The sequence below is a fragment of the Bacillus sp. AK25 genome, assembly GCF_048270685.1.
GTDB lineage: Bacteria > Bacillota > Bacilli > Bacillales > Bacillaceae > Bacillus > Bacillus altitudinis.
Window position 1 is genome coordinate 1,384,372 of the sequence record NZ_JBLUWC010000001.1, and the last position, 24,450, is coordinate 1,408,821.

The 24,450-nt window shown below is 41.6% G+C and carries 25 protein-coding genes; 22 read left to right on the top strand and 3 right to left on the bottom strand.

Annotation, left to right across the window (positions count from 1 at the left end; all coding sequences use genetic code 11):
• The first annotated feature begins 13 nt into the window (after positions 1 to 13).
• The 5 genes from glsA to ACNO7B_RS07205 all read left to right on the top strand — a co-directional run bounded on the left by glsA (position 14) and on the right by ACNO7B_RS07205 (position 8,026).
• Entirely contained in the window at positions 14 to 943 is a 930-nt protein-coding gene (gene glsA / locus ACNO7B_RS07185) for a glutaminase A (RefSeq protein ID WP_181891565.1), read from the top strand.
• 122 nt (positions 944 to 1,065) lie between these two features.
• Positions 1,066 to 1,347, top strand: a complete 282-nt coding sequence (locus ACNO7B_RS07190) for a YlaN family protein (protein WP_003212509.1) — start codon at positions 1,066 to 1,068, stop codon at positions 1,345 to 1,347.
• Between the two features lie 210 nt (positions 1,348 to 1,557).
• Positions 1,558 to 2,769 (top strand): putative lipid II flippase FtsW, encoded by a 1,212-nt coding sequence (ftsW, locus tag ACNO7B_RS07195; RefSeq protein WP_181891566.1) that lies wholly within the window; start codon positions 1,558 to 1,560, stop codon positions 2,767 to 2,769.
• 79 nt (positions 2,770 to 2,848) lie between these two features.
• A complete protein-coding gene (gene pyc / locus ACNO7B_RS07200; RefSeq protein ID WP_417901353.1) occupies positions 2,849 to 6,295 on the top strand; it encodes a pyruvate carboxylase in 3,447 nt (1,148 codons plus the stop codon).
• Positions 6,296 to 6,592: 297 nt separating this feature from the next.
• Complete coding sequence (locus ACNO7B_RS07205) at positions 6,593 to 8,026, top strand: cryptochrome/photolyase family protein (RefSeq protein ID WP_417901354.1); 1,434 nt, start codon at positions 6,593 to 6,595, stop codon at positions 8,024 to 8,026.
• 39 nt (positions 8,027 to 8,065) lie between these two features.
• Here the strand turns inward: ACNO7B_RS07205 and ACNO7B_RS07210 are convergent, their stop codons facing one another.
• Entirely contained in the window at positions 8,066 to 8,989 is a 924-nt protein-coding gene (locus ACNO7B_RS07210) for a COX15/CtaA family protein (RefSeq protein WP_008345045.1), read from the bottom strand.
• A gap of 389 nt (positions 8,990 to 9,378) precedes the next feature.
• On the opposite strand from ACNO7B_RS07210, the gene cyoE reads away from it, so the two are divergent.
• From cyoE to ctaG, 6 genes are all read left to right on the top strand, one after another.
• Positions 9,379 to 10,296: a heme o synthase gene (gene cyoE / locus ACNO7B_RS07215; RefSeq protein ID WP_417901355.1), complete on the top strand. Its 918-nt coding sequence runs from the start codon at positions 9,379 to 9,381 to the stop codon at positions 10,294 to 10,296.
• Between the two features lie 278 nt (positions 10,297 to 10,574).
• A complete protein-coding gene (coxB, locus tag ACNO7B_RS07220) occupies positions 10,575 to 11,642 on the top strand; it encodes a cytochrome c oxidase subunit II (protein ID WP_024720297.1) in 1,068 nt (355 codons plus the stop codon).
• Positions 11,643 to 11,830: 188 nt separating this feature from the next.
• Complete coding sequence (ctaD, locus tag ACNO7B_RS07225) at positions 11,831 to 13,702, top strand: cytochrome c oxidase subunit I (protein ID WP_007499823.1); 1,872 nt, start codon at positions 11,831 to 11,833, stop codon at positions 13,700 to 13,702.
• Positions 13,702 to 14,322, top strand: a complete 621-nt coding sequence (gene ctaE, locus ACNO7B_RS07230) for a cytochrome c oxidase subunit III (RefSeq protein ID WP_007499822.1) — start codon at positions 13,702 to 13,704, stop codon at positions 14,320 to 14,322. The genes ctaD and ctaE overlap by 1 nt, the downstream gene beginning before the upstream one ends.
• A 2-nt stretch (positions 14,323 to 14,324) precedes the next feature.
• On the top strand, positions 14,325 to 14,654 hold the full coding sequence (ctaF, locus tag ACNO7B_RS07235) for a cytochrome c oxidase subunit IVB (RefSeq protein WP_003211520.1): 330 nt from the start codon (positions 14,325 to 14,327) through the stop codon (positions 14,652 to 14,654).
• Positions 14,655 to 14,684: 30 nt separating this feature from the next.
• Positions 14,685 to 15,563: a cytochrome c oxidase assembly factor CtaG gene (gene ctaG, locus ACNO7B_RS07240; protein WP_017367183.1), complete on the top strand. Its 879-nt coding sequence runs from the start codon at positions 14,685 to 14,687 to the stop codon at positions 15,561 to 15,563.
• An 84-nt stretch (positions 15,564 to 15,647) separates the two neighbouring features.
• Here the strand turns inward: ctaG and ACNO7B_RS07245 are convergent, their stop codons facing one another.
• Positions 15,648 to 16,013, bottom strand: coding sequence for a YugN family protein (locus ACNO7B_RS07245; RefSeq protein ID WP_008345035.1), 366 nt, complete (start codon positions 16,011 to 16,013; stop codon positions 15,648 to 15,650).
• 161 nt (positions 16,014 to 16,174) lie between these two features.
• Between ACNO7B_RS07245 and ACNO7B_RS07250 the strand changes: the two genes are divergently transcribed.
• The 9 genes from ACNO7B_RS07250 to coaD all read left to right on the top strand — a co-directional run bounded on the left by ACNO7B_RS07250 (position 16,175) and on the right by coaD (position 21,235).
• Positions 16,175 to 16,597 (top strand): CBS domain-containing protein, encoded by a 423-nt coding sequence (locus ACNO7B_RS07250; protein ID WP_417901851.1) that lies wholly within the window; start codon positions 16,175 to 16,177, stop codon positions 16,595 to 16,597.
• 122 nt (positions 16,598 to 16,719) lie between these two features.
• Complete coding sequence (locus ACNO7B_RS07255) at positions 16,720 to 17,763, top strand: CAP domain-containing protein (RefSeq protein ID WP_008345031.1); 1,044 nt, start codon at positions 16,720 to 16,722, stop codon at positions 17,761 to 17,763.
• Positions 17,764 to 17,872: 109 nt separating this feature from the next.
• Positions 17,873 to 18,286 (top strand): YlbD family protein, encoded by a 414-nt coding sequence (locus tag ACNO7B_RS07260; RefSeq protein ID WP_417901356.1) that lies wholly within the window; start codon positions 17,873 to 17,875, stop codon positions 18,284 to 18,286.
• A 19-nt stretch (positions 18,287 to 18,305) separates the two neighbouring features.
• Positions 18,306 to 18,554: a YlbE-like family protein gene (locus ACNO7B_RS07265; protein WP_017359376.1), complete on the top strand. Its 249-nt coding sequence runs from the start codon at positions 18,306 to 18,308 to the stop codon at positions 18,552 to 18,554.
• 73 nt (positions 18,555 to 18,627) lie between these two features.
• Positions 18,628 to 19,035, top strand: coding sequence for a hypothetical protein (locus ACNO7B_RS07270; RefSeq protein WP_007499810.1), 408 nt, complete (start codon positions 18,628 to 18,630; stop codon positions 19,033 to 19,035).
• 57 nt (positions 19,036 to 19,092) lie between these two features.
• A complete protein-coding gene (locus ACNO7B_RS07275) occupies positions 19,093 to 19,542 on the top strand; it encodes a YlbF family regulator (RefSeq protein WP_007499807.1) in 450 nt (149 codons plus the stop codon).
• A gap of 65 nt (positions 19,543 to 19,607) precedes the next feature.
• Positions 19,608 to 19,880 carry a YlbG family protein gene (locus tag ACNO7B_RS07280; RefSeq protein ID WP_008345023.1) on the top strand — a complete coding sequence of 91 codons (273 nt, stop codon included), beginning with the start codon at positions 19,608 to 19,610 and terminating at the stop codon, positions 19,878 to 19,880.
• A gap of 311 nt (positions 19,881 to 20,191) precedes the next feature.
• A complete protein-coding gene (gene rsmD / locus ACNO7B_RS07285; RefSeq protein WP_417901357.1) occupies positions 20,192 to 20,749 on the top strand; it encodes a 16S rRNA (guanine(966)-N(2))-methyltransferase RsmD in 558 nt (185 codons plus the stop codon).
• Between the two features lie 3 nt (positions 20,750 to 20,752).
• A complete protein-coding gene (gene coaD, locus ACNO7B_RS07290; protein WP_007499803.1) occupies positions 20,753 to 21,235 on the top strand; it encodes a pantetheine-phosphate adenylyltransferase in 483 nt (160 codons plus the stop codon).
• 13 nt (positions 21,236 to 21,248) lie between these two features.
• Here coaD and ylbJ read toward each other — a convergent pair whose 3' ends face one another.
• Positions 21,249 to 22,457, bottom strand: coding sequence for a sporulation integral membrane protein YlbJ (gene ylbJ, locus ACNO7B_RS07295; protein WP_326849069.1), 1,209 nt, complete (start codon positions 22,455 to 22,457; stop codon positions 21,249 to 21,251).
• Between the two features lie 156 nt (positions 22,458 to 22,613).
• Here ylbJ and ACNO7B_RS07300 point away from each other — a divergent pair, with 156 nt between their 5' ends.
• Together ACNO7B_RS07300 and ACNO7B_RS07305 are read left to right on the top strand one after the other, a co-directional pair.
• Positions 22,614 to 23,393 (top strand): patatin-like phospholipase family protein, encoded by a 780-nt coding sequence (locus ACNO7B_RS07300; RefSeq protein ID WP_017367186.1) that lies wholly within the window; start codon positions 22,614 to 22,616, stop codon positions 23,391 to 23,393.
• A gap of 4 nt (positions 23,394 to 23,397) precedes the next feature.
• Entirely contained in the window at positions 23,398 to 24,426 is a 1,029-nt protein-coding gene (locus tag ACNO7B_RS07305) for a SepM family pheromone-processing serine protease (RefSeq protein ID WP_017359372.1), read from the top strand.
• The last annotated feature ends 24 nt before the right edge of the window (positions 24,427 to 24,450 follow it).

A 24,450-nucleotide genomic window follows, 5' to 3' on the forward strand; every position in this document is an offset into this window, starting at 1 on the left:
GAGGATTTTGGGCATGGCATGTCGTGACAATGAAGAGCTTCAGCGATTTGTAGAAGAGGCAAAAAAGGTGGCCAAAAATGGAAAGGTAGCATCCTATATTCCGGCACTCGGCAAAGCGGATCAATCGGATTTATCTGTCGCTGTTTATCATGTGAGTAATACGTGCCACTCAGCGGGAGATGTTGATAAACGATTCACCCTGCAAAGTATTTCAAAAGTATTAGCACTGGCACTCGTGCTCTCAGAAGAGGGACCGAAAAAAGTGTTTCAATATGTTGGACAAGAACCGACTGGCGACCCGTTTAATTCGATGATTAAACTAGAGACAGCAAGCCCCAATAAGCCGCTGAACCCAATGATTAATGCAGGAGCGCTTGCCGTTACAAGTTTAATAAGAGGGGCAACGCCGCAAGATCAGCTGAACCGACTGCTTGGTTTTATTAAAGAGCTTGCCAATGACACCACCATTACATATTGCAAAGAAACCGCTGCATCCGAATTTGAAACATCAATGATTAACCGCGCAATGTGCTATTATATGAAGCAATATCATATCATTAAAGGGAATGTAGAAGAGGTGATGGATGTCTATACGAAGCAGTGTGCCGTCATGATGAATAGCCTGGATTTGGCGAAGATCGCGTGTGTTTTTTCATTAGATGGCAGGCATCCAGAGACAGGAAAGCAAATCCTTTCGAAAGATGTCGCTAGAATCTGTAAAACGTTTATGGTCACATGCGGTATGTACAATGCGAGCGGGGAATTTGCGATCAATATCGGAATCCCTGCTAAAAGTGGTGTTTCAGGCGGAATTATGGGGGCGGCGCCATACGACTTTGGGATAGGTATATTCGGACCTGCTTTGGATGAAAAAGGGAATAGTATTGCGGGTATTAAGCTGCTTGAGCTCATGAGTGAAAAATATGAGATGAGTATCTTTTAATGACGAATGGCTTCTTTTTATTTTTACAGAGCGAACTGTACAAATCTGCTTGCAATTTTGGGCGTTTCGCTTTATGATAAATAGAAGAATTAGGTACTCGCCTGGGGAACGGAGGGATACTTTTGGCGTCAGAAATTTTAGTCGATCATCGGCAAAAAGCACTGGCTTTATTAAAATTGGATGCAGATAAAATTTTAAAATTGATCCAAGTGCAAATGGACAACTTAACGATGCCGCAATGTCCTCTTTATGAAGAGGTTTTAGATACTCAAATGTTCGGATTATCGAGAGAAATTGATTTCGCTGTCCGGCTTGGATTAGTTGATCAACATGAAGGCAAAAAACTACTCGATAAACTTGAGAGAGAATTATCCGCACTTCATGATGCGTTCACAAAAAAATAATGATTGAAAACTCAAACTTCCACAACATAAGTTTGAGTTTTTTTGTCCGCCTTTTTATTTTGATTGATGCCAAACGGACTTGATTGTCTCATGAAAGACGAACAATATAAAGAGGTAAAACGGGATCAAACGGAGAAAATGTAGTAGAATAAGAACAGCTAAGAGAAGAGAATATCAAGCAGTAGAAATAGACGTTAGGAAGAGGATTATATGTTAAAGAGAATGCTAAAATCGTATGACTACTCATTATTGTTCGCCATTATATTAATTAGCGCATTCGGCTTGGTGATGGTGTATAGCTCAAGTATGATTACATCTGTGATCAGATATGATGCTGCGCCAGATAATTTTTTCAAGAAACAGCTTTTATTTATGATTGTCGGGGCGGTCATCTTGATGTTTACAGCCCTCATTCCGTATCAGCTGCTCTTAAATAAAAGATTCCAAATTGTGATGCTTTTGTTATCTGTGTTTTCACTCATCTATGTATACTTTTTCGGTCATATTGCAGGGAATGCAAGAAGCTGGATCGAGGTAGGCCCATTTAGGCTTCAGCCAGCGGAATTCGTGAAGATCGTTGTCATCATTTATCTTGCTGCTGTCTATGCAAAGAAGCAACATTATATTGACCATCTTTTAAGAGGGGTGACACCTCCAATTGTCGTTGTCTCCATCTTATGCGGATTTATTATTTTGCAGCCAGACTATGGGACAGCTTTTATCATTGGTATGATTGCCCTTGCGATGATTTTATGCTCAGGGTTTAGCGGTAAAACGCTGGCCAAGCTGCTCGCTTTATTTAGTGCGGTGATGGTTGTTGTGACACCGTTTATTATTCTTTTTTGGGATAAAATTTTCACGCAGAATCGTCTTGGACGTTTTGAGAGTTTCCAAGATCCATTTAAAGACGCAGGCGCTTCTGGGCATCAACTGATTAATTCATATTATGCGATTGGATCAGGCGGCTTTTTTGGGCTTGGTCTTGGAGAGAGTGTACAAAAGTATGGATACCTTCCAGAACCGCATACAGATTTTATCATGGCAATTATCTCGGAAGAGCTTGGTTTTTTCGGTGTATTTTTTGTCCTTGCTCTCCTTGGCTTTATTGTCGTGAAAGGTTTTTACATTGCGCGAAAGTGTGAAGATCCGTTTGGAAGTTTGCTTGCAATAGGAATTTCTTCAATGATTGCCATTCAGACGTGTATTAATTTGGGCGGTGTGTCAGGTCTCATTCCGATTACTGGGGTCACACTTCCGTTTATCAGCTACGGGGGATCGTCTATCATTTTACTGAGTGGATGTATGGGAATATTGCTGAATATCAGCATGTTCACTGAATATAAAGAGCGTTATAAAAAGAAAAAATCAATCAGCAAACCATCGATTCAAAAAAATGGATTGCAGAAAACTTTGAATCTTTAGAAAACAAAAGTGTACAGTTTTCATTTCTTCCTTTATTATAGAGTACATATAAAATTTTAAGGGATATGGAGGAGTGAGAATGTCACAGAGAACAATTCAAAAGGTTCTAGTTGCAAACAGAGGGGAAATCGCTATCAGAGTCTTTAGGGCCTGTACGGAGCTAAACTTACGTACAGTGGCCATTTACTCCAAAGAAGACTCTGGCTCTTATCATCGCTATAAAGCCGATGAAGCATATCTAGTTGGAGAAGGGAAAAAGCCGATTGATGCCTACCTTGATATCGAGGGGATCATCGAAATTGCAAAACGAAATGATGTGGATGCGATTCATCCAGGATACGGATTTTTATCTGAAAACATTCATTTTGCAAGACGATGCGAAGAGGAAGGCATCCAATTCATCGGCCCAACTTCTCAACATTTAGATATGTTTGGAGATAAAGTAAAAGCGAGAGATGAAGCGAAAAAAGCTGGTATTCCAGTCATTCCAGGAAGTGACGGGCCAGTTGATTCGGTCAAAGAAGTCGAAAAATTCGGTGAAGAATACGGTTACCCGTTTATTATTAAAGCTTCACTTGGAGGCGGCGGCCGAGGTATGCGGATTGTCAGATCAAAAGAGGAGCTGAACGAAGCCTATGACCGTGCAAAGTCAGAGGCGAAAGCGGCTTTTGGAAATGACGAAGTATATGTTGAAAAGCTGATTGAAAATCCGAAACATATTGAAGTGCAGGTGATTGGAGATAATCACGGCAATATCATTCATTTATATGAGCGTGACTGCTCTGTTCAAAGGCGTCATCAAAAAGTCATTGAGGTTGCACCAAGTGTGTCCCTTTCAGATCAATTGCGTGAAGACATCTGTGAAGCGGCTGTTCAGCTGGCCCAGAATGTATCGTATATCAATGCAGGGACTGTAGAATTCCTAGTGGCAAATGGGGAGTTTTATTTTATTGAAGTCAATCCTAGGGTCCAGGTGGAACACACGATCACAGAAATGATCACAGGTGTCGATATCGTCCAAACCCAAATTCTTGTCGCAAAAGGACATGACCTCCACAGCAAAGAAGTCGGGATACCAAAACAAGAAGATATCTTTACACATGGATTTGCCATTCAATCAAGGGTCACAACAGAAGATCCTTTGAATGATTTTATGCCAGATACAGGAAAAATCATGGCTTACCGTTCAGGCGGTGGTTTTGGTGTACGTCTTGATACAGGGAACAGCTTCCAAGGTGCGGTGATTACACCTTATTACGATTCACTGTTGGTCAAGCTGTCTACTTGGGCACTTACATTTGATCAAGCTGCGGCTAAAATGGTCCGAAATTTACAAGAATTCAGGATTCGTGGCATTAAAACAAATATCCCGTTTCTTGAAAACGTCGCAAAGCACGAGAAGTTTCTAAAAGGGGAATATGATACATCGTTTATTGATTCAACACCAGAGCTATTTAACTTCCCTAAGCAAAAAGACCGCGGAACGAAAATGCTTACTTATATTGGTAACGTTACCATTAATGGGTTCCCTGGTATTTCGGAAAATAAGAAGCCTCATTTTGATCAACCAAATGTGCCGAAACTTGCTGTCCATGAAACGATTCCTTCTGGAACAAAACAATTGTTAGACAAGCATGGACCTGAGGGGCTCGCCAATTGGGTGAAAGAGCAAAGCGGTGTACTTTTAACGGATACAACTTTTAGAGACGCACATCAATCCCTGCTTGCAACACGCTTTAGAACACACGACTTAAAGAAAGTTGCGCAGCCAACAGCAGGTTTATGGCCAGAGTTATTCAGTATGGAAATGTGGGGCGGCGCTACATTTGATGTGGCATATCGTTTCTTGAAAGAAGATCCTTGGGAAAGGTTGAAAGAGCTTCGTCTAGAAGTGCCAAACACTTTGTTCCAAATGCTATTAAGATCATCAAACGCTGTTGGATATACAAACTATGCGGATAATGTGATTAAAGCATTTGTAAAGGAATCGGCAGAGGCAGGCATTGACGTCTTCCGTATTTTCGACAGTCTAAACTGGGTCAAAGGTATGACACTTGCCATTGATTCTGTTCGTGAATCCGGCAAAGTGGCAGAGGCAGCGATTTGTTATACAGGTGATATTCTTGATCCATCACGTCCGAAATATGATTTGAAATATTATGTCTCTCTTGCGAAGGAGCTTGAATCCGCAGGTGCTCATATTTTAGGCATTAAAGATATGGCGGGATTATTAAAACCGCAGGCGGCTTATGAACTTGTATCGGCTCTAAAAGACGAGCTCACGATTCCAATCCATCTTCATACACACGATACGAGTGGAAATGGACTCTTCACCTATGCAAGAGCGATTGATGCAGGTGTTGATATTGTTGATGTTGCAGTCAGCTCTATGGCGGGGCTCACATCACAACCAAGTGCGAGCTCATTATATTATGCTTTAGACGGACATGAAAGAAAGCCCGAAATGAATGTTCAAGCGGTTGAACGTCTTTCTCAATATTGGGATTCCGTCAGAAAATATTACCATGAGTTTGAAAGCGGAATGAATTCACCGCATACAGAAATTTATGAGCATGAAATGCCTGGTGGCCAGTATAGTAACCTGCAACAGCAGGCGAAAGGGGTCGGCCTTGGCGACCGCTGGAATGAAGTAAAAGAAATGTACAGACGTGTAAATGACATGTTTGGTGACATTGTGAAAGTGACACCGTCTTCTAAAGTGGTCGGAGATATGGCACTTTATATGGTGCAAAACGATCTGACAGAAGAGGATGTTTATGAAAAAGGAGCAACACTGGATTTCCCAGATTCGGTTGTTGAATTGTTTAAAGGCTATTTAGGACAGCCTCATGGCGGATTCCCAGAAAAATTGCAAAAGCTGATTTTAAAAGGGGAGGAGCCGCTTACTGTCAGACCAGGTGAGAAACTGAAACCAGTGGACTTTGAAGAAATCAAAAAGCAGTTCAAAGAATCACATGACTTGACGTTAACAGAACAAGATGCCATTGCATATGCTTTATACCCGAAAGTCTTTTCTGAATTTGTTCAAACAGCAGAAAGCTATGGAGACATCTCTGTTCTTGACACACCTACCTTCTTCTACGGCATGAGACTTGGTGAAGAAATTGAGGTAGAAATTGAAAAAGGGAAAACCCTCATTGTCAAACTCGTGTCCATTGGAGAACCGAATCCGGACGCTACAAGAGTGCTTTACTTTGAGCTGAATGGACAGCCGCGTGAAGTGGTCATTAAGGATGAAAGCATCAAATCCTCCGTTCAAGAAAAAATGAAGGCAGATCGCTCAAATCCAAATCACATTGCGGCATCGATGCCAGGCACTGTGATCAAAGTGCTTGTTGAAAAAGGACAGAAAATTTCTCAAGGTGAGCATTTGATGATCAATGAAGCGATGAAAATGGAAACGACGGTACAAGCACCGTTCTCAGCAGTCGTGGATGAAATTCATGTCACGAATGGAGAAGGGATTCAAACTGGAGATCTGTTGATTGTCTTAAAGCCTGAATAATGGGTGAGACACATCCACTGCGATGTGTCTCAGCGTGTAGACAAACCCTTGCATTCTTTGTCAGTCCTGCGCGCTGGTGCTCACGAATGTCACATTCGCTCCGCTCCAGTACTCGTTCTTTCTAGACTTCAAGGGCTTTCTATCACGCTGAAGAAGACAAAGGGCTAAAATAAAGAGCATTTTAGCCCTTTGTCAACAATCCGAGACACATCCACTGTGATGTGTCTTTTTTTGAGCGCATTAAAATGTGCAGCCGGCCGATAGAGTGATTACACTATAGAATGAGGTGAAGAAAGAGTGGAAATTGTCGTGATTTGGTTTCGCCGAGATATGCGATTGGATGATCATATCGCCTTATCAAAAGCGATCACATATGCAAAAAAACATCAGTACCGATTATGTGCTTTTTATCATCTAGATCCATTTTTTACAGAAATGGAACTGGATTTGAACAACGAACATTTCTTTCAAAACTTGGCCAATTTTGTAAATGAAGCAAGAGAATCTCATATGTATGTTCATCTCATTCATGATGAGATTTTGTCCGCTTTTCAAAAGCTCATAGATGCTTATGACATCAATGCGGTCTTTTTTAATGAGGATGAAGTAGGAAATGGTCGAACACGTGATGAGCAAGTGACCCGTTTCTTAGAAGAAAAGGGCATTCATGTGTCAAAGTGGCAAGATACGCATCTGCATGGTGCGAGAGATATTTTAAAAGCGGATGGTTCTCATTATCAAGTGTTTACTCCATACTACCAAGCGTGGAGGAAGCAGGAGAAGCAGTCTGTGATAAAAGTTGACAAATCATTTCTGAGCAGCAAGCATACGATTTGTGATGAGTCACTTTCTGAAAAGGGAGACGAGAAACTGAGGGACATCATCAAGAAATGTACAAGGAAATTCGATCAGATTGGATCAGACAAAGCGATGAGCACGCTAGGCGGCTTTATTCAAGAAAGATTGACGCATTATCATGAGAAACGAGATATTCCGTCTGTTTTTGGGACGAGCAAGCTGTCTCGGTTCTTAAAAACCGGGACCATTTCTATTCGCACAATCTTTCATGCGGTCAATGAGGAAGAACTTTTTGAAGATGAGGGCAAGGAAACATTTATCAAAGAGCTGGCATGGCGTGATTTTTATCATATGATCTTTGCGCATTATCCAGAGATGAAAGAAAAAGAAATCAACTCCTCCTTTCAACATATAAAATGGAATGATGATGAGACACTTTTTGAAGCTTGGTGTAAAGGACAAACAGGCTTCCCGCTCGTTGACGCTGGGATGAGACAGTTAAATGAAGAAGGCTGGATGCATAACCGTTTGAGAATGGTGACGGCTTCATTCCTGACAAAAGATTATTTCATCGATTGGAGAAAGGGCGAAGCGTATTTTGCGAGAAAACTTGTCGACTATGATGAGGCTTCGAATATTGGGGGATTTCAGTGGGCGGCCTCTGTTGGAACGGATGCGGTTCCTTACTTCCGTATTTTTAACCCAACGACCCAGTCGAAACGATTTGATCCAAGCGGAGAATATATTAGAAGGTATGTGCCAGAACTTAAGCATGTGAATGAAAAATGGATTCATGAACCGAGTAAAATGCCGATAGATGAGCAAATGAAATCGGGATGTGTGCTGGGGGATACATATCCTCTGCCTACAGTCGATCATCAAGAAAGACGGAAAAAAGCCATTTCGCTATTTGAAGAAGCGAAACAAACATAAAAGAAATCCCCCTTTTCGGATGAAAGGGGGATTGTATGTTTATCTGAAAGGCTCTCTATTTTCATATTTAAACCGGGCAATGAGTAAGCAGAAGTAGCATAGTACCCCAAACAAACAAGAAATAAAGAATGAATGAGCAAGCGCATAACCGAGTGCGAGCTGAGAATAAACAGACATCACACCAGAGATCGCTTGAAGTGTAATCAAAATGGCTGAAATGATCCATCCATAATACAGCTGCTTTTGTTCTTTATAATGTTTAAGGGCATGGAACATCGCAACAAATATCCAAACGAATAAAAGAAGGGCTGCTGCTCGGTGAGACATTTGAACCCATTGATTAAAATACGCTGGAAGTGCGCCGTCTTTTGAACAAAATGGGAAGACAGAGCATGCAAGACTTGATTTTGTATGTCTCACATAGGCGCCCGTATACACCACAATATACGTATATGTGATCAACCCATAAATATGGAACTGCATTCTTTTGCCGATATGAAGCGGCTTCACAAGCTTTGTTTCAGATCTGGTGGCTTCAAACACAAGCAGTGCCAGCAGTAAAATGGAAGCAAAAGAAATCAGTGAAATACCGAAGTGCAGTGCCATGACAAGTGCGTTAGAACCAAACACAACGGCGAGTGCCCCTAACAGCGCTTGAAGCAGTAAGAATATAATGGACATGATGACCAAAAATTTGGTTTCACGGAATACTGGACTGATTTTTTTCCAGCATAAGACCGCCAGTGCCAATACAAGAATGGTGGAAACTCCTGTTGACATGCGGTGGCTCCATTCGATAATGGAAGCAGGGTTCATTTCTGGAAAGAAACGACCGTGGCAAAGGGGCCACTGTCTGCCGCAGCCAAGACCGGAGCCAGTTTTCGTCACAAGCGCACCGCCAATCAGAACGATCAGCATCACAAATGTTGTGACAACGCTCAATAACCTTAAAGCAAATTTCATCAAATGATTTCACCTTCTCTAAATAACTTCTGATCTAAATGAAAACCTCACATGCTCTCAAGTTTAAGCCAAATGCGTGTTCTGTTGCAATTCATAATGACCAAAGTTCACAAAAAAATGATATGTTAGTTCACAAAGTTTACAGATTTAGAGTGCTTGATCTTTCTTTGACAGTCTGATAGAAATAGAGGAGAGAATATTTCATTTTGCACCGCCTTCTGAAACGCACATCCTAATAAATTCACGAAAAGTTCACAAATAACTTCAAGTTTGTCATTTATTATTTAATAGGATGTTTTTTTACAGCTCTTTATCTTGTATGATAGAGTTGTAACGATTTTACGTTTTATTCGTTCGTTTGAAGGTTTGGGCAAGGGAGGTTATACACATTGGCAAATTCCAAAACAGCCGCGGAAGCAGCTATTCATGGACAAATAGAAGAAACAACCGCTTTAAAAGATTTTCTTGCTCTTATTAAAATGGGCATCGTCAATTCCAATTTCATTACAACATTTACTGGAATGTGGCTTGCTTTTTATTTTACAGGTATGAGTTTCCTTGGGAATCTTGATATTGTGCTGTTAACAATGATTGGTTCTTCTCTTATTATTGCCGGTTCATGCGCCATTAATAATGCGTTTGACCGTGATATTGATATACTAATGGAAAGAACAAAAACAAGACCGACGGTGACAGGTAAAGTTCAGCCAGGTCAAGCGTATGCATTTGGTATTCTGCTTGTTGTACTTGGTCTGATTATGCTTCTGATGACAACTGTTACATCAGCAGTGATTGGATTTATCGGTGTCTTTACTTATGCAGTTCTATACACGATGTGGTCTAAACGCCATTACACCATTAATACAGTCATTGGGAGTGTATCTGGTGCGGTTCCGCCATTAATTGGCTGGACAGCTGTTACAGGCACCATCGACACAACGGCTTGGGTCCTGTTTATGATTATGTTCATCTGGCAAATTCCGCATTTCTTATCACTTGCGATTAAGAAAACGGAAGATTACCGCAAAGCAGGTATTCCAATGCTGCCAGTTGTTTACGGCTTTGAAGTCACAAAACGCCAAATCATCATTTGGACAGCATGTCTTCTTCCGCTTCCATTTTTCTTAGGTGGATTAGGATGGCCGATTATCGCACTTGGCACATTGCTGAACATTGGATGGCTCGTCATTGGTCTTATGGGCTTTAAAATGAAAGATATCATGAAGTGGTCAACACTCATGTTCGTTTATTCATTAAACTACTTAACGATCTTTTTCGTTGCGATGATTATTATTACACTATTCTAGAGTGAAATACACTTTGATCACATCAAAACAATGGCTATATCTTATAACACAACATTTTCTTACAACTATGAAAGCCGCCTGATATTCAGTTCTATTTAGGCGGCTTTCTGTTTATACATAGATGGTATTTTGAGTAAAAACATCATTTTTTTATGAAAAGAGGAAATGTAAGTGCTTTTATAAGAGGCGGGGGTTATGGATGGGTGAAAGGTGATTTTATAAATAAGAGGTAAAAGCGAAAGGCAAAGGAGATCAAGCAAAAGGGGTTGGGACAAATTATGATAAGAAAATGGCGTGTTTATTCACTGTTTCTTTTACTGACGCTCGTTTTGGCGGGCTGCGGTGAACCATACTTATCAACACTCAAGCCAGTTGGGGAAGTAGCAGATAAACAGTTTTTCCTAACGGTACTGAGTACACTTATTATGGTTCTTGTCGTTATTGTTGTATCGATCATTTTCTTTTACGTCATCATTAAATTCAAACGTTCTAAAGTGGGAGAAGATACGATTCCTAAACAGGTAGAAGGGAACCGTAACCTCGAAATTACATGGACAGCGATACCGATACTTCTACTCATTATTCTCGTTGTACCTGTTGTGGCATACACGCTTGAGCTAGGGGATACAAGCGCCATGGATAAGAAAAAACGAGATCCTGAAAAGACACTTGTAGTGAATGTAAGAGCCAGCTTATATTGGTGGGAATTTGAATACCCTGATTATGGGATTGTGACAAGTCAGGAATTGATTGTTCCAACTGATCAAAAGGTTTATTTTAAGCTGAAAGCATCTGATGTGAAACACTCATTCTGGATTCCATCAGCTGGGGGTAAAATTGATACAAATACAGACAACGAGAACAAGTTTTATTTAACATTTGACTCAAAACGAACGAAAGATGCTGGAGAATATTTCTATGGGAAATGTGCAGAGCTTTGTGGTCCATCACATGCTTTAATGGATTTTAAAGTTAAAACGCTTTCTCAAGATGAGTTTTTAGGCTGGACGAAAAAGATGGCAGATTATAAGAAGCCTGCATCTACGTCAGATCTAGCCCTAGAGGGTGAAAAACTCTTTAAAGAGAAAAACTGTTTAAGCTGTCATGCGGTAGAGCCTGGAGATGAACGACCAGAGGCGGCAAGGACTGCACCAAACCTTGCAACCTTCGGAGAGCGGACAAAAGTAGCTGGAATTAAAGACATGAACAAAGAAAATGTCAAAGCATGGCTGAAAGATCCAGAGAGCTTTAAACCAGGTAATAAGATGACAGGGACGTACCCTAAACTAAATGACTCAGAAGCAGATGCACTCTACGAGTATTTAAAAGGTCTTAAAATACAGTAAATGCCTTGAGCAGCTTGAAGTTGCGCACATTCAAAAGGGTATACGATCTATGTGAAGTTTTTGTTAAGAGCTCCCGAATAAGTCTCTACATCCAAGAATAAGTCAACTGTCAGATATAGTCTGTTTTTAGAACGTGAAGATAGACATTGATAAGAAAAGGGGCAAATGGGAGATAAGAGGGGGATTTCATGGTGAGTACAATAGCTAAAAAGCGGGGGTTTGGCGCTGTCTTATGGGATTACTTAACGACGGTTGACCACAAAAAAATTGCCATACTATATTTAGTGGCAGGGGGATTTTTCTTTTTAATTGGTGGCCTAGAAGCGATGATTATCCGTATTCAGCTAGCCATCCCTGAAAATGATTTTGTGAGTGCAGGGTTTTACAATGAAGTCATGACGATGCATGGAACAACGATGATTTTCCTTGCAGCAATGCCGCTTTTATTTGCATTAATGAATGCGGTTGTACCCATTCAAATTGGTGCACGTGACGTAGCGTTTCCATTTGTGAATTCACTTGGTTTTTGGCTGTTCTTTTTCGGAGGTATTTTCTTAAACCTTGGATGGTTTATGGGCGGAGCACCTGATGCAGGCTGGACTGCCTATGCGTCGCTCACGCTGAATTCAGAAGGGCACGGCATGGATTTCTATATTTTAGGGTTGCAGATAGCGGGTATTGGTACGCTAATTGCCGGAATCAACTTTCTTGCAACGATTATTAATATGAGAGCGCCAGGTATGACGTATATGAGAATGCCGCTCTTTACCTGGACGACGTTTGTGGCATCTGCACTAATTTTATTCGCATTCCCGCCGCTGACAGCAGGACTTGCGATGCTGATGCTTGATCGAATGTTTGATACGAGCTTTTTTAATCCAGAGCTCGGCGGAAATACAATCATCTGGGAGCATTTGTTCTGGATTTTTGGACACCCAGAAGTGTATATCTTGATTTTGCCGGCATTTGGGATTTTCTCTGAGATCATTCCGGTGTTTGCAAGAAAAAGATTGTTTGGTTATTCGTCCATGGTGTTTGCGACTGTATTAATTGGTTTCCTTGGATTCATGGTGTGGGCGCATCACATGTTCACAACAGGACTTGGTCCAATTGCCAATGCGATCTTTGCCGTAGCCACAATGGCGATTGCGGTGCCAACTGGAATTAAAGTATTTAACTGGTTGCTCACCATATGGGGCGGTAATGTGAAGTTTACAACGCCGATGCTATATTCAGTTGCGTTCATTCCGTCATTCTTACTTGGCGGTGTAACCGGCGTCATGCTTGCAGCAGCCGCAGCGGATTATCAGTTCCATGACACGTACTTTGTTGTGGCGCATTTCCACTATGTCATTATCGGTGGTGTGGTCTTCGGTATTTTAGCTGGTGTGCATTATTGGTGGCCGAAGATGTTTGGGAAAATACTGAATGAGAAGCTTGGGAAAATTGGCTTTGTGCTGTTTTTCGTCGGTTTCCATTTAACGTTCTTTATCCAGCATTTTCTCGGTCTTTGGGGCATGCCGCGCCGAGTCTTTACATTCTTGCCAGGTCAGGGTCTAGACCTTGGGAACTTGGTCAGTACGATTGGGGCACTGTTCATGTTTGTAGCAGTTGTCATCATGCTGATTAATATCATCTGGACGACAGCAAAAGGGGAGCGTGTATCGGGCGATCCTTGGGGAGATGGAAGAACGCTTGAATGGGCAGTATCTTCACCTCCTCCAGAATATAACTTTAAGCAGCTGCCTCTTGTACGGGGGCTTGATCCATTATGGATTGAGAAAATGGATGGTAAAAAAGGAATGACAGCATCTGAACCGCTCGATGATATTCACATGCCGAATAATTCCATCTTGCCTATCATTATCTCATTCGGTCTATTTGTGTCAGCGTTTGGTTTTATGTATCGTCAAGAACACAGCTGGGGTCTACCAGTGATCTTCATTGGTCTTGGGATCACGTTTGCGACCATGCTCGTTCGCTCTCTTAAAGATGATCATGGATACCATATTCACAAAGAAGATTTGACGGATGACGATGACAAAGGGGTGAAAGCATAATGGAACCACAAAAAATGACAGCGGAAACCTTTCCGGCTTCTCCTGAGAAAGCCACGTTAGAAGGAAAGAATAAGTTCGTCGGGTTCTGGTTGTTTCTTGGGGGAGAAACGGTCCTGTTTGCATCTTTGTTTGCCACTTATTTGGCGCTGAAAAATTCAAATGCAGGCGGCGCAACAACAACTGAAATGTTTGACCTCACACTTGTCTTTATTGCCACAATGCTTCTGTTAACGAGCAGTTTAACGAGTGTGTATGCTATGTATCATATGAAAAACTTTGCCTTTAAAAAAATGCAGCTTTGGTTAGGTGTAACCGTTCTTTTAGGTGCTGGATTTTTAGGGGTAGAAATTTATGAATTTTATCATTATGTGCATGCGTATGAATTTACCATTACGAGCTCTGCACTTGGCTCTTCCTTCTATACGCTTGTTGGAACACACGGGGCTCACGTCGCATTTGGACTTTGCTGGATCACCGCTCTGATGATTCGGAATATGAGACGCGGACTCGATTTATACAATGCACCAAAATATTATGTGGCAAGCCTTTATTGGCACTTCATTGATGTTGTGTGGGTCTTCATCTTTACCGTTGTATATTTAATGGGAATGGTGGGATAAGAATGGGAAATAAAAACACAAATCAGTCCAAAGTCGATCTTGTCTATCGGAAAAAGAAAAATGCCGAAGAAATGAAGCATCAGCTCATTTCTTTCGGCTTGATGATTGGTTTAACGTTTGTTGCCTTTTTAACAATCGCCTCTGAAGACGTCGGAAATTGGTTCGCTGTCCCTTTTATTTTACTGCTTGCAGTGATTCAGGTCGCTTTTCAGCTTTATTATTTTATGCACATGAACCAAAAAGGGCATGAAACACCCGCGTTGTTTCTTTACTCAGGTGTGTTTGTCGCGTTTATTACCGTTTTAGCCTTTTTGACCATTATTTGGTGGTAAGCTCGCTTTGCCCTTGAAGGAGGCGCAGCAATGGAAAACTTAGAGATATTTGGATTTCGTGCATTATGGAGTCCTTACTATTTGACATGTATTGTAGCAGCAGCCGCTTTTTATCTGCTTCTCGTGACGAAGGGTAAGCACCGTGCGACGGTGAAAGAGAAAACGCTGTTTCTCACGGGGCTTGTGTTGCTTTACGCAGTGAAGGGAAGCCCGATTGATTTAATGGGGCATATTATGTTCAGTGCGCATATGGCGCAAATGGCAGTGCTCTATTTGGTCATCCCGCCGCTTCTTATTACAGGTTTACCTGCGGCGATTTGGGAGCGGATCATTCAAACACGGGGTATTCAGCCGATTTTCCGCTTGTTTTCTAAGCCGTTGATTGCCTTGCTCGGATTTAACGGGTTGTTTTCGCTGTATCATATTCCGCTTGTGTTCGATTTTGTTAAAACAGATCCGTTTTATCACGCATTGATGACGGTTGTCATTTTTATCGCTGCCTTTTTCATGTGGTGGCCGCTTGTCCATAAAGTGCAAAGTCAGCCGCAGATTACAGGCATTTTAAAGCTTGGATATATTATGGCAGATGGGATTTTAATGACACCTGCCTGCGCACTCATTATGTTTAGTGAAGCGCCTATCTATGCCACTTATTCAGATGCCGGCGCATGGATACAAGCACTGCACCTATGCGTACCGAGTGATATGCTTGCTGGTCTTGCGCTTACGGGACCTGACATGTTTCATACATTGCCGCTGCTAGAAGATCAGCAGCTAGGTGCTATTTTGATGAAAATCATTCAAGAGATTGTATACGGATCGATTCTTGCTGTTGTCTTCTTTGACTGGGCGAGAAAAGAAAGAGCGAAAGATGCCGTACCAGATGCGCTCATTCCGAAATATGAATAAATGAAAAGCACAGCCGCAGGGGCTGTGCTTCCAGATTGTTGGCAAAGGGCTAAAATGAACTTTATTTTAGCCCTTTGTCTTCTTTTATGCTTCAGCAGTTATCGCTTCTAGTTTTTCTTTTAATTGGTTCAGCGTTTTTTTGCTTGATTGAATAAGAGATTTAGGGAAGTCTTCGCCTTCTCCATATTCAACACCATGTGGATAATAGTGTTTTCCAAGTAAAGGTGTCAGCAGCTGGATGTGGGCTTTTTTGGAGCCAACATCTCCTTCAGTGGCGTAGCCAGAGATCCGTAAGTAAAACGTCCCCTCTACCATGTTATACTTCCTGTCGTACGTCACACGCTCATAATCCCATTGATCGGCTCGTACAAATCCTTCACTTTCCATAATGAAATCCAATTTATTTAAGTCAGCTGATACCTTTTCAATCCCCGTACCTTCAAACTTCACCCAAAACCCCTCCTTATAAAAATTCCCTTTACTGACAATCATAGTATGAAAGCGTTAAACTTTCAACTGTGAAAGGTATGTTCTTTTATAAGCTGGTTACAGTAATAAAGAAAATAACGGATGGAGGAATCAACGTGAAAACGAAAAAAATCAAAGATATCATGACGAAAAAAGTAGTGACGTTGCAAAAGGACGACAATGTGTATGAAGCGGCAGTCAAAATGAAAGATGCTGACATTGGTGCCATTCCAGTAGTCGACGGAGATCAGCTTGTTGGTATTGTCACAGACCGCGACCTTGTACTTAGAGGTATTGCTGAGAAAAAGCCGAACTCACAAGAGGTTGGTGCCATCATGACGAAGGAAGTTTTGACAGCTGAAGAAGATGCAACCCTAGAAGAAATTGTCCGGTTGATGTCAGAACATCAGCTCCGCCGTATCCCGGTTGTCAAAAATGGGGCACTCACAGGAATCGTAGCCCTTGGGGATTTATCAGTTGAAGATTTATCAAACGATCGTGCAGGTGATGCTCTGACGGAAATCTCTCAACAAGACCAGGATCATGGCCAAGGATTTCTTCATTAGGAGGGGCATATTTTAAATTCGTGTTAAATAGGCTGTATTGTCGTTGATAAATGGAGCAAGTTTTGTTTAAATGACAGTAGAAGGTACTTTTTGTACCTTGCCAATTTAACGGAGGTGTTTATTTGAAAACTGTGCTGAAAACACTCTTCATCCTCCTGATTATATCTGGAACGTACGTTCTGTTTATTCAATATGGATCTTCACCAGAAAAAGAAAACAGCAATGAGCCGAAGGTGTCTAATGAAGAAACATCTAGCGATAAGCCGATCAACATTCCGAAAAAAGGGCTCATGTCCTTTATGGGGAAGTCTTCAAACGAAGTGCTTAAACAGCTAGGGGAACCAGATCGCATTGATCCTTCCGCATATGATTATGACTGGTGGATATACAATCAATCGAAGAAACACTATATTCAAGTAGGGGTAAAGGACAGTAAAGTGGTGACCTTGTTTGCGACAGGGGATGGGCTGAATGTTGAGCCGTTTAAAATCGGTCAAGCCACAAGTGAAGTATTTAAAAAAACACAAATCGCTCCTTACATTCATGTAGAGGACGAGGGAAATTCATATCGCTTTGAATTCTCAGAAGATGATATGAATACCAGGCCGACGGTGAAAGTGGGAGATGATGTGTATGTCCAGCTCTACATGGATAAGTTTGAAAGCACTCTTTCGAGCATTAGAGCCTTTAACGCAGATACATTTGTCAAACAAAAGCCGTATGAAGTCGTTTATCGAGGTCAATTAATTGAACCTGAGGCGATATCAGGCGAAAAGTGGAAGGATATTGAAGCGTCGAGTCAAAAACAAATTTTTGATATGACCAATATTATCCGCCATAAGTACAAACTGCCGACCTTAAAGTGGGACGATGAAACCTCTGAAGTGGCATTCATGCATAGTGAGGACATGAAAGATCATCATTATTTCTCCCATGAATCTAAAAAATACGGCACGCTGAAAGACCGGTTAGAAAGAGGCGAGGTCGCATTTCAGCTTGCGGGGGAAAACATTGCGTATAATTATGTTGATGGCCCTGCAGCTGTAGAAGGCTGGCTGAATAGCGAAGGTCACCGGAAGGCATTGTTAAATCAAGATTACACGCACCTTGGTGTTGGTGTGAAAGAAAAGTACTATACACAAAACTTCATTAAGAAAACGTCTTAATCCTCTAAACAGCTGCGCACAGATGGCGGCTGTTTTTTTATGAAAAGGGCTCACCAAAATAGACCCAGATGTATATAGTATAGTAGGCATTTGTATGGGGGGTGAGGATATGACAAATAAGCAAAAGCAAACATCCATTGATGAATTTAAACAGTTCGTCAGACGCCATCCGAAATTAATCCAAGAAGTGCAGACGCAAGAAAAAAGCTGGCAAAGTTTATACGAGAATTGGGTCATGTTTGGTGAGGAAGATGACATGTGGTCTCCTTACCGGCAAACACAAAAGGAAGAAGCAAAAGAAGAAAAAGCCACTAAGCAAAGTGAACCGGGAAAAGCAGATTTTATGTCTAAAATGGTTTCTGCAGTGAAAAAAATGGACGCTGATCAAATGAATGAACAAATTAATAAAATGAGCCAGTCTATTTCCTCTTTACAAAGCTTACTCGGTCAATTTTCATCAAATGGCTCAAAGAAGGGTTCATCTGGAGGCAGCCAGCACCCATTCTCCTTCAGGAAAGATTAATTGAAAGGGGATGCTTTTGGTGCGGAGAGAAGTACAAGAGTTTGTCATGGCCGAAGAGGATCGAATCAAATTCATCAGGCAGCGCCCACTCTGGTATAGACAGTTAACGCGGCATCCTGAAAATGTCACTTCGTTTGAATTAGATAAAATGAACTTTTACGAAAAAACCATTCCTCATCGTGTGAGCCAGTTGAGCAATAGTGTCCAAATGGCTGAAATGATGATCCAGATGTTCCAAGCAATGCGCAATCAAAATGGAGCCGGGTGAGGCTTTTTTTGAGTTGATTAAGATGTCTATTTCATGAGCATCCTATGAAAGTAGACGAAAGGAGAATCAGAACATGAAATGGATGCTGTCAATATGCGCATTGCTTTTTCTTCTCACCGGATGTCAAAGTCAACATGATCAAGAGCAAGTAACTAGGCAAGAACCAGCAGTACCAGTCATGCAGCAGACGCAAAGTGAAATGAAGCAGCAAGGCTTTTTAAAATACAAAGTGCAGGGATCTGTTGTGTATATAGAAAGTACACTTCAAGATTTTCACCTTGAACCTTCACCCTTGAAAAAGGATAAGAAGGCGGGGTATTTTACTGTGTATGTAGACGGGAAACGGGCAGGCAATGAGTATACTGCGGCGTTTGTGGTCAAGCACCTTTCAAAAGGAAAGCATAAAATGACCGTTGTGCTAAATTCTCGTCACCCTGAATATAAGCAGAAAAGAGAGACATGGGATGTATTTGTCACGTAAAAGCATTTTCTGATCCATAGGTTTCGTGGTAAACTATGAATTGGAGGTGCAACATTTATGTATGCGACAATCGAATCTGTGGAGCTCCAAGAGGAAGCAAATCAATTGGCTGCCATGATTCTTCAGTCGGAGGAGGCTGAACATTACCGCAACTGCTTTAAGCGTCTCCAGCAAGACGAAGAAGCCCAACAAATTATTGCCCATTTTACAAAAGTAAAAGAGCAATATGAAGATGTGCAGCGGTTCGGCAAATACCATCCGGACTATAGAACGATCTCAAAAGAAATGCGTGAGGTCAAAAGAAAGCTAGATCTTCACGATACAGTGGTTGATTTCAAAAAAGCAGAAACAGCGATTCAATCCATCTTAGATGAGATTAGTATTGAAATCGGTCAAGCTGTATCAGCATATATTAAAGTTCCAACAGGGAACCCATATTTTGATGGTCTATCATCATGCGGCGGTGGCTGTGGATCAGGAGGCAGCTGTGGCTGTAAAGTATCTTGACGAGACTTGAACGTCTCGTCTTTTACATAATGAACGGAAAGAATTGAAAAGCGGCAGGTGAAAAGATGGATACCAAACGTCAAGGGATGGTCGTTTGGCTGCATTCGTTAAAGCAGTCAAAAGCGCTAAGGAAATTTGGGAATGTTCACTATATTTCAAGGAAAATGAAATATGCAGTGATTTATTGTGATATGAATGATCTTGAGCGCCACATGGCAAAGCTCAGTTCATTGCCATTTGTGAAACGTGTTGAGCCTTCCTATAAACCTTTTATTAAATTAGAGTACGAATCGAAATTGGACAAAGCAAAAGAGTATGACTATAAGGTGGGCTTTTAAAGACACAAAAAACCCCCGCGGCATCACCCGCGGGGTCCTTCTATTCTTAATGATTCATTAAGGAGAAGGCAAAGGGAGAGGAGAAACCGGAGGAAGAACTTATGGGGAAACGTAAGTCTTCTCCGCGGTTGGCAACAGCACCACATCAGATGCTGTTAACAGTAGTATGACCCTCTCTTTTGTGATCTATACATAGAAAATGAATGGAATTCAGTGCATTGTCCCATGTGGAGTGGATATGGTAAGATAATGTTGAATTTTTTGTCATCAAACAATATTCAATAGATGCAAGCAGAAAAAGTGGTGGAAAAATGAGAGTGATTTCTGGAACAAAAAAAGGCCGCACGCTGAAAGCCGTACCCGGCCAATCAACAAGACCAACAACAGATAAAGTAAAAGAATCCATTTTTAATATGATTGGACCGTATTTTGATGGGGGATGGGCCCTTGATTTATTTGCTGGAAGTGGTGGTTTAGGTATTGAAGCGCTTTCTAGAGGGTTCGATCATTGTATATTTGTGGATCGAGATATGAAGGCGATTCAGACGATTAAAGGCAACTTGAATCAATTGTCGCTGATGGATCAAAGTGAAGTGTTTCGAAATGATGCAAACCGTGCACTCGCTGCTGTAGTGAAGCGAGAAGAATCTTTTCAAGCCATCTTCCTTGATCCGCCGTATAAAGATCAAAAGTTGAAAGCACTTCTTGATACGATTGATGAGCATTCTTTATTAGCAGATGATGGCGTCATTGTGTGTGAGCACGATAAAGATGTGACACTGCCAGAGGAAGCAGGACAGCTACATATCACAAGGCAGGAAATGTACGGAATGACTGGCATTACGATCTATAGAAAGCGGGGAAATTAAAGCATGGGGAATATAGCCGTTTGTCCGGGTAGCTTCGATCCAGTCACATTGGGCCATTTGGATATTATCAAAAGAGGGGCAAAGATTTTTGATGAAGTATATGTGTGCGTCCTCAATAACTCATCAAAAAAGCCGTTGTTTACTGTTGAAGAGCGGTGTGAACTCATTCGTCAAGCAACAAAGGAGCTGCCGAATATCAAAGTGGAATCCTTTCATGGACTGCTCGTTGATTATGCGAAACAAAAAGAGGCGAAAGTCATTTTACGCGGACTTAGAGCGGTGACGGACTTTGAATACGAGATGCAAGGGACATCAATGAACAAAGTGTTGAATGATGACATTGAAACGTTCTTTATGATGACGAATAATCAATACTCCTTCTTAAGTTCAAGCATTGTTAAAGAAGTAGCGAAGTATCATGGATCAGTCAAAGAGCTTGTACCGCAAGAGGTCGAAGCTGCGCTGAAAGAAAAATTTAATGGATGAGTGCACTGTGCACTCATCCATTTTTTAATTTCTGATAATAGAGTGCAATATACACGATCAGACTGAACAAGGTGATGAGGGGACCAGTAGATACAAGCTGATTCCATAACACGCTGCTAAACATCACGACTTGCTCGCTTGCTTCAAATGCCCCTGCTGGAAGCGCCATGTCTGCTTTAGAGACATAAAGGGGTTTGAATAACAAAAAGGCAAAGACGGCTGCGTAAATACCGTGAAGCAAACGGGCGAAGAAAAACGGTTTAAAGCGTATATCGGTTGCTGCCAAAATGCCGGCTACCTGAGCTTGAACGGAGAATCCGCTAAATCCTAAAATAAAGCTGACCACAATTGTTTTAGCGAGCAGGGAAACCTCTTGTGATCCTGTGAGCTGACTTCCTAATGTGATTTCAAATAGACCCGCAATCATGGCTAGATCTAATTCCGGCGGAAGGTGCATCGTTTTCAGTATAGAGCCGATCCCGATAGAGAGAAGATCTGTTACATGAACGACAGCGAGCATTTGACTAAAGACAGAAAATAAAATGATAAAGCCGCCAATCATAAAGAGCGTTTGAACAGATGACATGACAGCGTCACTTAATATTTGGCCAAGTGGTCTTTTTTCTGCGAGTCTTGCCGTATGAAGAGCGCTGAATGCTTCTCGAATTGGAGGCAATAAAAATCCTTTTCGGCTTCTGAGGTGCGCATCATGACGTGCTTTATATCCGCGCATCGTCACCCCAACCGCGAGATTTCCTAAATAATGTGCACAGGCTAACACAATGCCTAAAGCTGGGTGATGAAAAAATCCTACAGCCACTGCTCCAAAAATGAACAAAGGGTTTGAAGAATTGGTAAATGACACAAGGCGTTCTGCTTCAATTCTTGTCAGCTGTCCTTCCTGCCGAAGTCTTGTCGTCAATTTAGCGCCAGAAGGAAAACCAGAGGCCATTCCCATCGCCAGTACAAATCCGCCGACACCAGGCACCCGAAAGATAGGCCGCATAAATGGCTCTAATAATACGCCGACAAATCTGACAATCCCAAAACTGATTAATAGCTCGGACAAAATAAAAAAAGGTAGCAGCGATGGAAAAACCACTTCCCACCACATTGCAAGTCCATTTTTCGATGCTTGCAAAGAGGCTTGTGGATGTGTAATCACAGTGGCTGTTAAAAAGATAAAAAAAGCAGCGATGAACAGAGTGTTCCATTTTTTCATGGAGATGTCGCCCCTTGCCGTTATAATCTATTGGCGAGCTCGTGATTAAAGAAAAAGAGATGCTAGCCGAGTCTGTCTTCTATTACTATACGATGAGAAGGGGCATGTTTAGACCTATAGATTCGTATATATGCATAGAAAGAGGAGGGTGGATTCATGAAACGACCGATTATCGGGCTTGCGCTGGGCTCCGGGGGTGCCAGAGGGATGGCGCATATCGGGGTTTTATCTAGTCTTGAGAAACAAGGAATTCAGGTGGATATGATCGCAGGAAGCAGTATTGGTGCTCTTGTGGGGAGCTTTTATGCAGCAGGACAAGACGTAGAAAAAATGAAAAAACTTGCACTTGTCTTCAGAAGAAAGTATTATGCTGACTATACACTGCCAAAAATCGGTCTGTTAAAAGGAAATCGAATTTTGCAGCTGATTCACACGTTTACATATGGGAAGAATATTGAAGAAATGCGCGTGCCTCTTGCGATTGTCGCCTGTGACCTTCAGACAGGGGAGAAGGTTGTGTTCAAAGAAGGGTCTGTCTCACAAGCAGTCAGGGCAAGCATTAGCATTCCGGGAGTGTTTGTTCCGCATGAAATAGGCGGCAGACAATTGGTGGATGGAGCGGTAGTGGACCGCATTCCTGTCTCTGTTCTCAAAGAAATGGGAGCAGATCTCATTATCGCCTCTGATGTATCAAGGGTGAAAAAAACAGAAAAGGCAACGAGATTATCGGATGTCATTATGCAAAGTTTGGACATCCTTCAAAATGAATTGGTTCGTCACCAAACCATTCATGCAGATCTCATGATTCGGCCGAAGCTCGAGACCTTTAGCTCTAGTGCGTTTACACAGGTTCAAGAAATGATTGAAGCAGGTGAACTCGCCGCCGACCAACTAAAAGGAAAACTGAAAGATGTCATTGATAAATGGGAGTGTTAATCGAATGAAAAAATTAAATATTCGCTGGCTCAGCTTTTTTGCTGTTGTTCTAGTCTTATTTGGCTTAACTTTTGTGAAACTGCCCTATTACGTCACAAAGCCAGGTGATGCAACAGAAATTGCGCCACACATTCAAGTAGACGGAGGATATGGCGAGAAGGGCAGCTTTTCTCTTATGACCATTAAAGTAGGTCCAGCCAATCCATATACGTATTTGCTTGCAAAAATGAACAAGTATGACGAAATCGTTCCAGAAGAAAATATTAAAGCGGACGGAGAGTCTGATGAGGATTATATGAAACGGCAGCTGCAGCTCATGAAAAGTTCTCAAGAAAATGCGATGATTGCCGCTTATACTAAAGCAGGGAAAAAAGTAGATTATACGTTTAATGGGGTATATGCGAGCTATGTGATGAAAGGAATGCCTGCATATGGGAAGATTGAAGTTGGCGATAAGATCAAAAGCGTCGACGGTCATACATATGAGTCAGCAGATAAAATGGTTTCGTATATCAGCAGTAAAAAAGCAGGCACGACTGTCCGTTTTGTACTTGAACGTAATGGCAAAGAAATCACGCAGAACGTGACGTTAAAACCATTTAAAGAAGAGCCAAAACGAGTGGGAATTGGCGTATCACTATTTACAGACCGTCATGTGAAAGTGTCTCCTTCTGTGAAAGTGGATATTGAAAACATAGGCGGTCCATCGGCTGGTTTAATGATGTCACTTGAAATTTACAATCAGCTGACAAAAGAAGATGAAACACATGGCTATGCGATCGCAGGAACTGGAACGATTGATGCAGATGGTACAGTCGGACCGATTGGTGGAATTGATCAAAAGGTTGTTGCAGCAGACAAAGCAGGAAAAGACATCTTCTTTGCACCGAATGATAAAGGTGACCCAAACTCTGACTACAAAAATGCAGTCAAAACAGCAAAAGATATTAAAAGTGATATGAAAATCGTTCCTGTGGATACCATGCAGGACGCACTAAACTATTTAAACAAATTAAAAGAGAAAGCATCATAAAAAAGAGCAGCCTGCAAATCAGGC

Excerpts from the sequence above, each read along its gene's own strand:
- glsA (WP_181891565.1), top strand. The coding sequence starts at position 14 with ATGGCATGTCGTGACAATGAAGAGCTTCAGCGATTTGTAGAAGAGGCA.
- ftsW (WP_181891566.1), top strand. The coding sequence starts at position 1,558 with ATGTTAAAGAGAATGCTAAAATCGTATGACTACTCATTATTGTTCGCC.
- pyc (WP_417901353.1), top strand. The coding sequence starts at position 2,849 with ATGTCACAGAGAACAATTCAAAAGGTTCTAGTTGCAAACAGAGGGGAA.
- ACNO7B_RS07210 (WP_008345045.1), bottom strand. The coding sequence starts at position 8,989 with ATGAAATTTGCTTTAAGGTTATTGAGCGTTGTCACAACATTTGTGATG.
- coxB (WP_024720297.1), top strand. The coding sequence starts at position 10,575 with ATGATAAGAAAATGGCGTGTTTATTCACTGTTTCTTTTACTGACGCTC.
- ctaD (WP_007499823.1), top strand. The coding sequence starts at position 11,831 with ATGGTGAGTACAATAGCTAAAAAGCGGGGGTTTGGCGCTGTCTTATGG.
- ctaE (WP_007499822.1), top strand. The coding sequence starts at position 13,702 with ATGGAACCACAAAAAATGACAGCGGAAACCTTTCCGGCTTCTCCTGAG.
- ctaF (WP_003211520.1), top strand. The coding sequence starts at position 14,325 with ATGGGAAATAAAAACACAAATCAGTCCAAAGTCGATCTTGTCTATCGG.
- ctaG (WP_017367183.1), top strand. The coding sequence starts at position 14,685 with ATGGAAAACTTAGAGATATTTGGATTTCGTGCATTATGGAGTCCTTAC.
- ACNO7B_RS07250 (WP_417901851.1), top strand. The coding sequence starts at position 16,175 with ATGACGAAAAAAGTAGTGACGTTGCAAAAGGACGACAATGTGTATGAA.
- ACNO7B_RS07260 (WP_417901356.1), top strand. The coding sequence starts at position 17,873 with ATGACAAATAAGCAAAAGCAAACATCCATTGATGAATTTAAACAGTTC.
- ACNO7B_RS07270 (WP_007499810.1), top strand. The coding sequence starts at position 18,628 with ATGAAATGGATGCTGTCAATATGCGCATTGCTTTTTCTTCTCACCGGA.
- ACNO7B_RS07275 (WP_007499807.1), top strand. The coding sequence starts at position 19,093 with ATGTATGCGACAATCGAATCTGTGGAGCTCCAAGAGGAAGCAAATCAA.
- ACNO7B_RS07280 (WP_008345023.1), top strand. The coding sequence starts at position 19,608 with ATGGATACCAAACGTCAAGGGATGGTCGTTTGGCTGCATTCGTTAAAG.
- rsmD (WP_417901357.1), top strand. The coding sequence starts at position 20,192 with ATGAGAGTGATTTCTGGAACAAAAAAAGGCCGCACGCTGAAAGCCGTA.
- coaD (WP_007499803.1), top strand. The coding sequence starts at position 20,753 with ATGGGGAATATAGCCGTTTGTCCGGGTAGCTTCGATCCAGTCACATTG.
- ylbJ (WP_326849069.1), bottom strand. The coding sequence starts at position 22,457 with ATGAAAAAATGGAACACTCTGTTCATCGCTGCTTTTTTTATCTTTTTA.
- ACNO7B_RS07300 (WP_017367186.1), top strand. The coding sequence starts at position 22,614 with ATGAAACGACCGATTATCGGGCTTGCGCTGGGCTCCGGGGGTGCCAGA.
- ACNO7B_RS07305 (WP_017359372.1), top strand. The coding sequence starts at position 23,398 with ATGAAAAAATTAAATATTCGCTGGCTCAGCTTTTTTGCTGTTGTTCTA.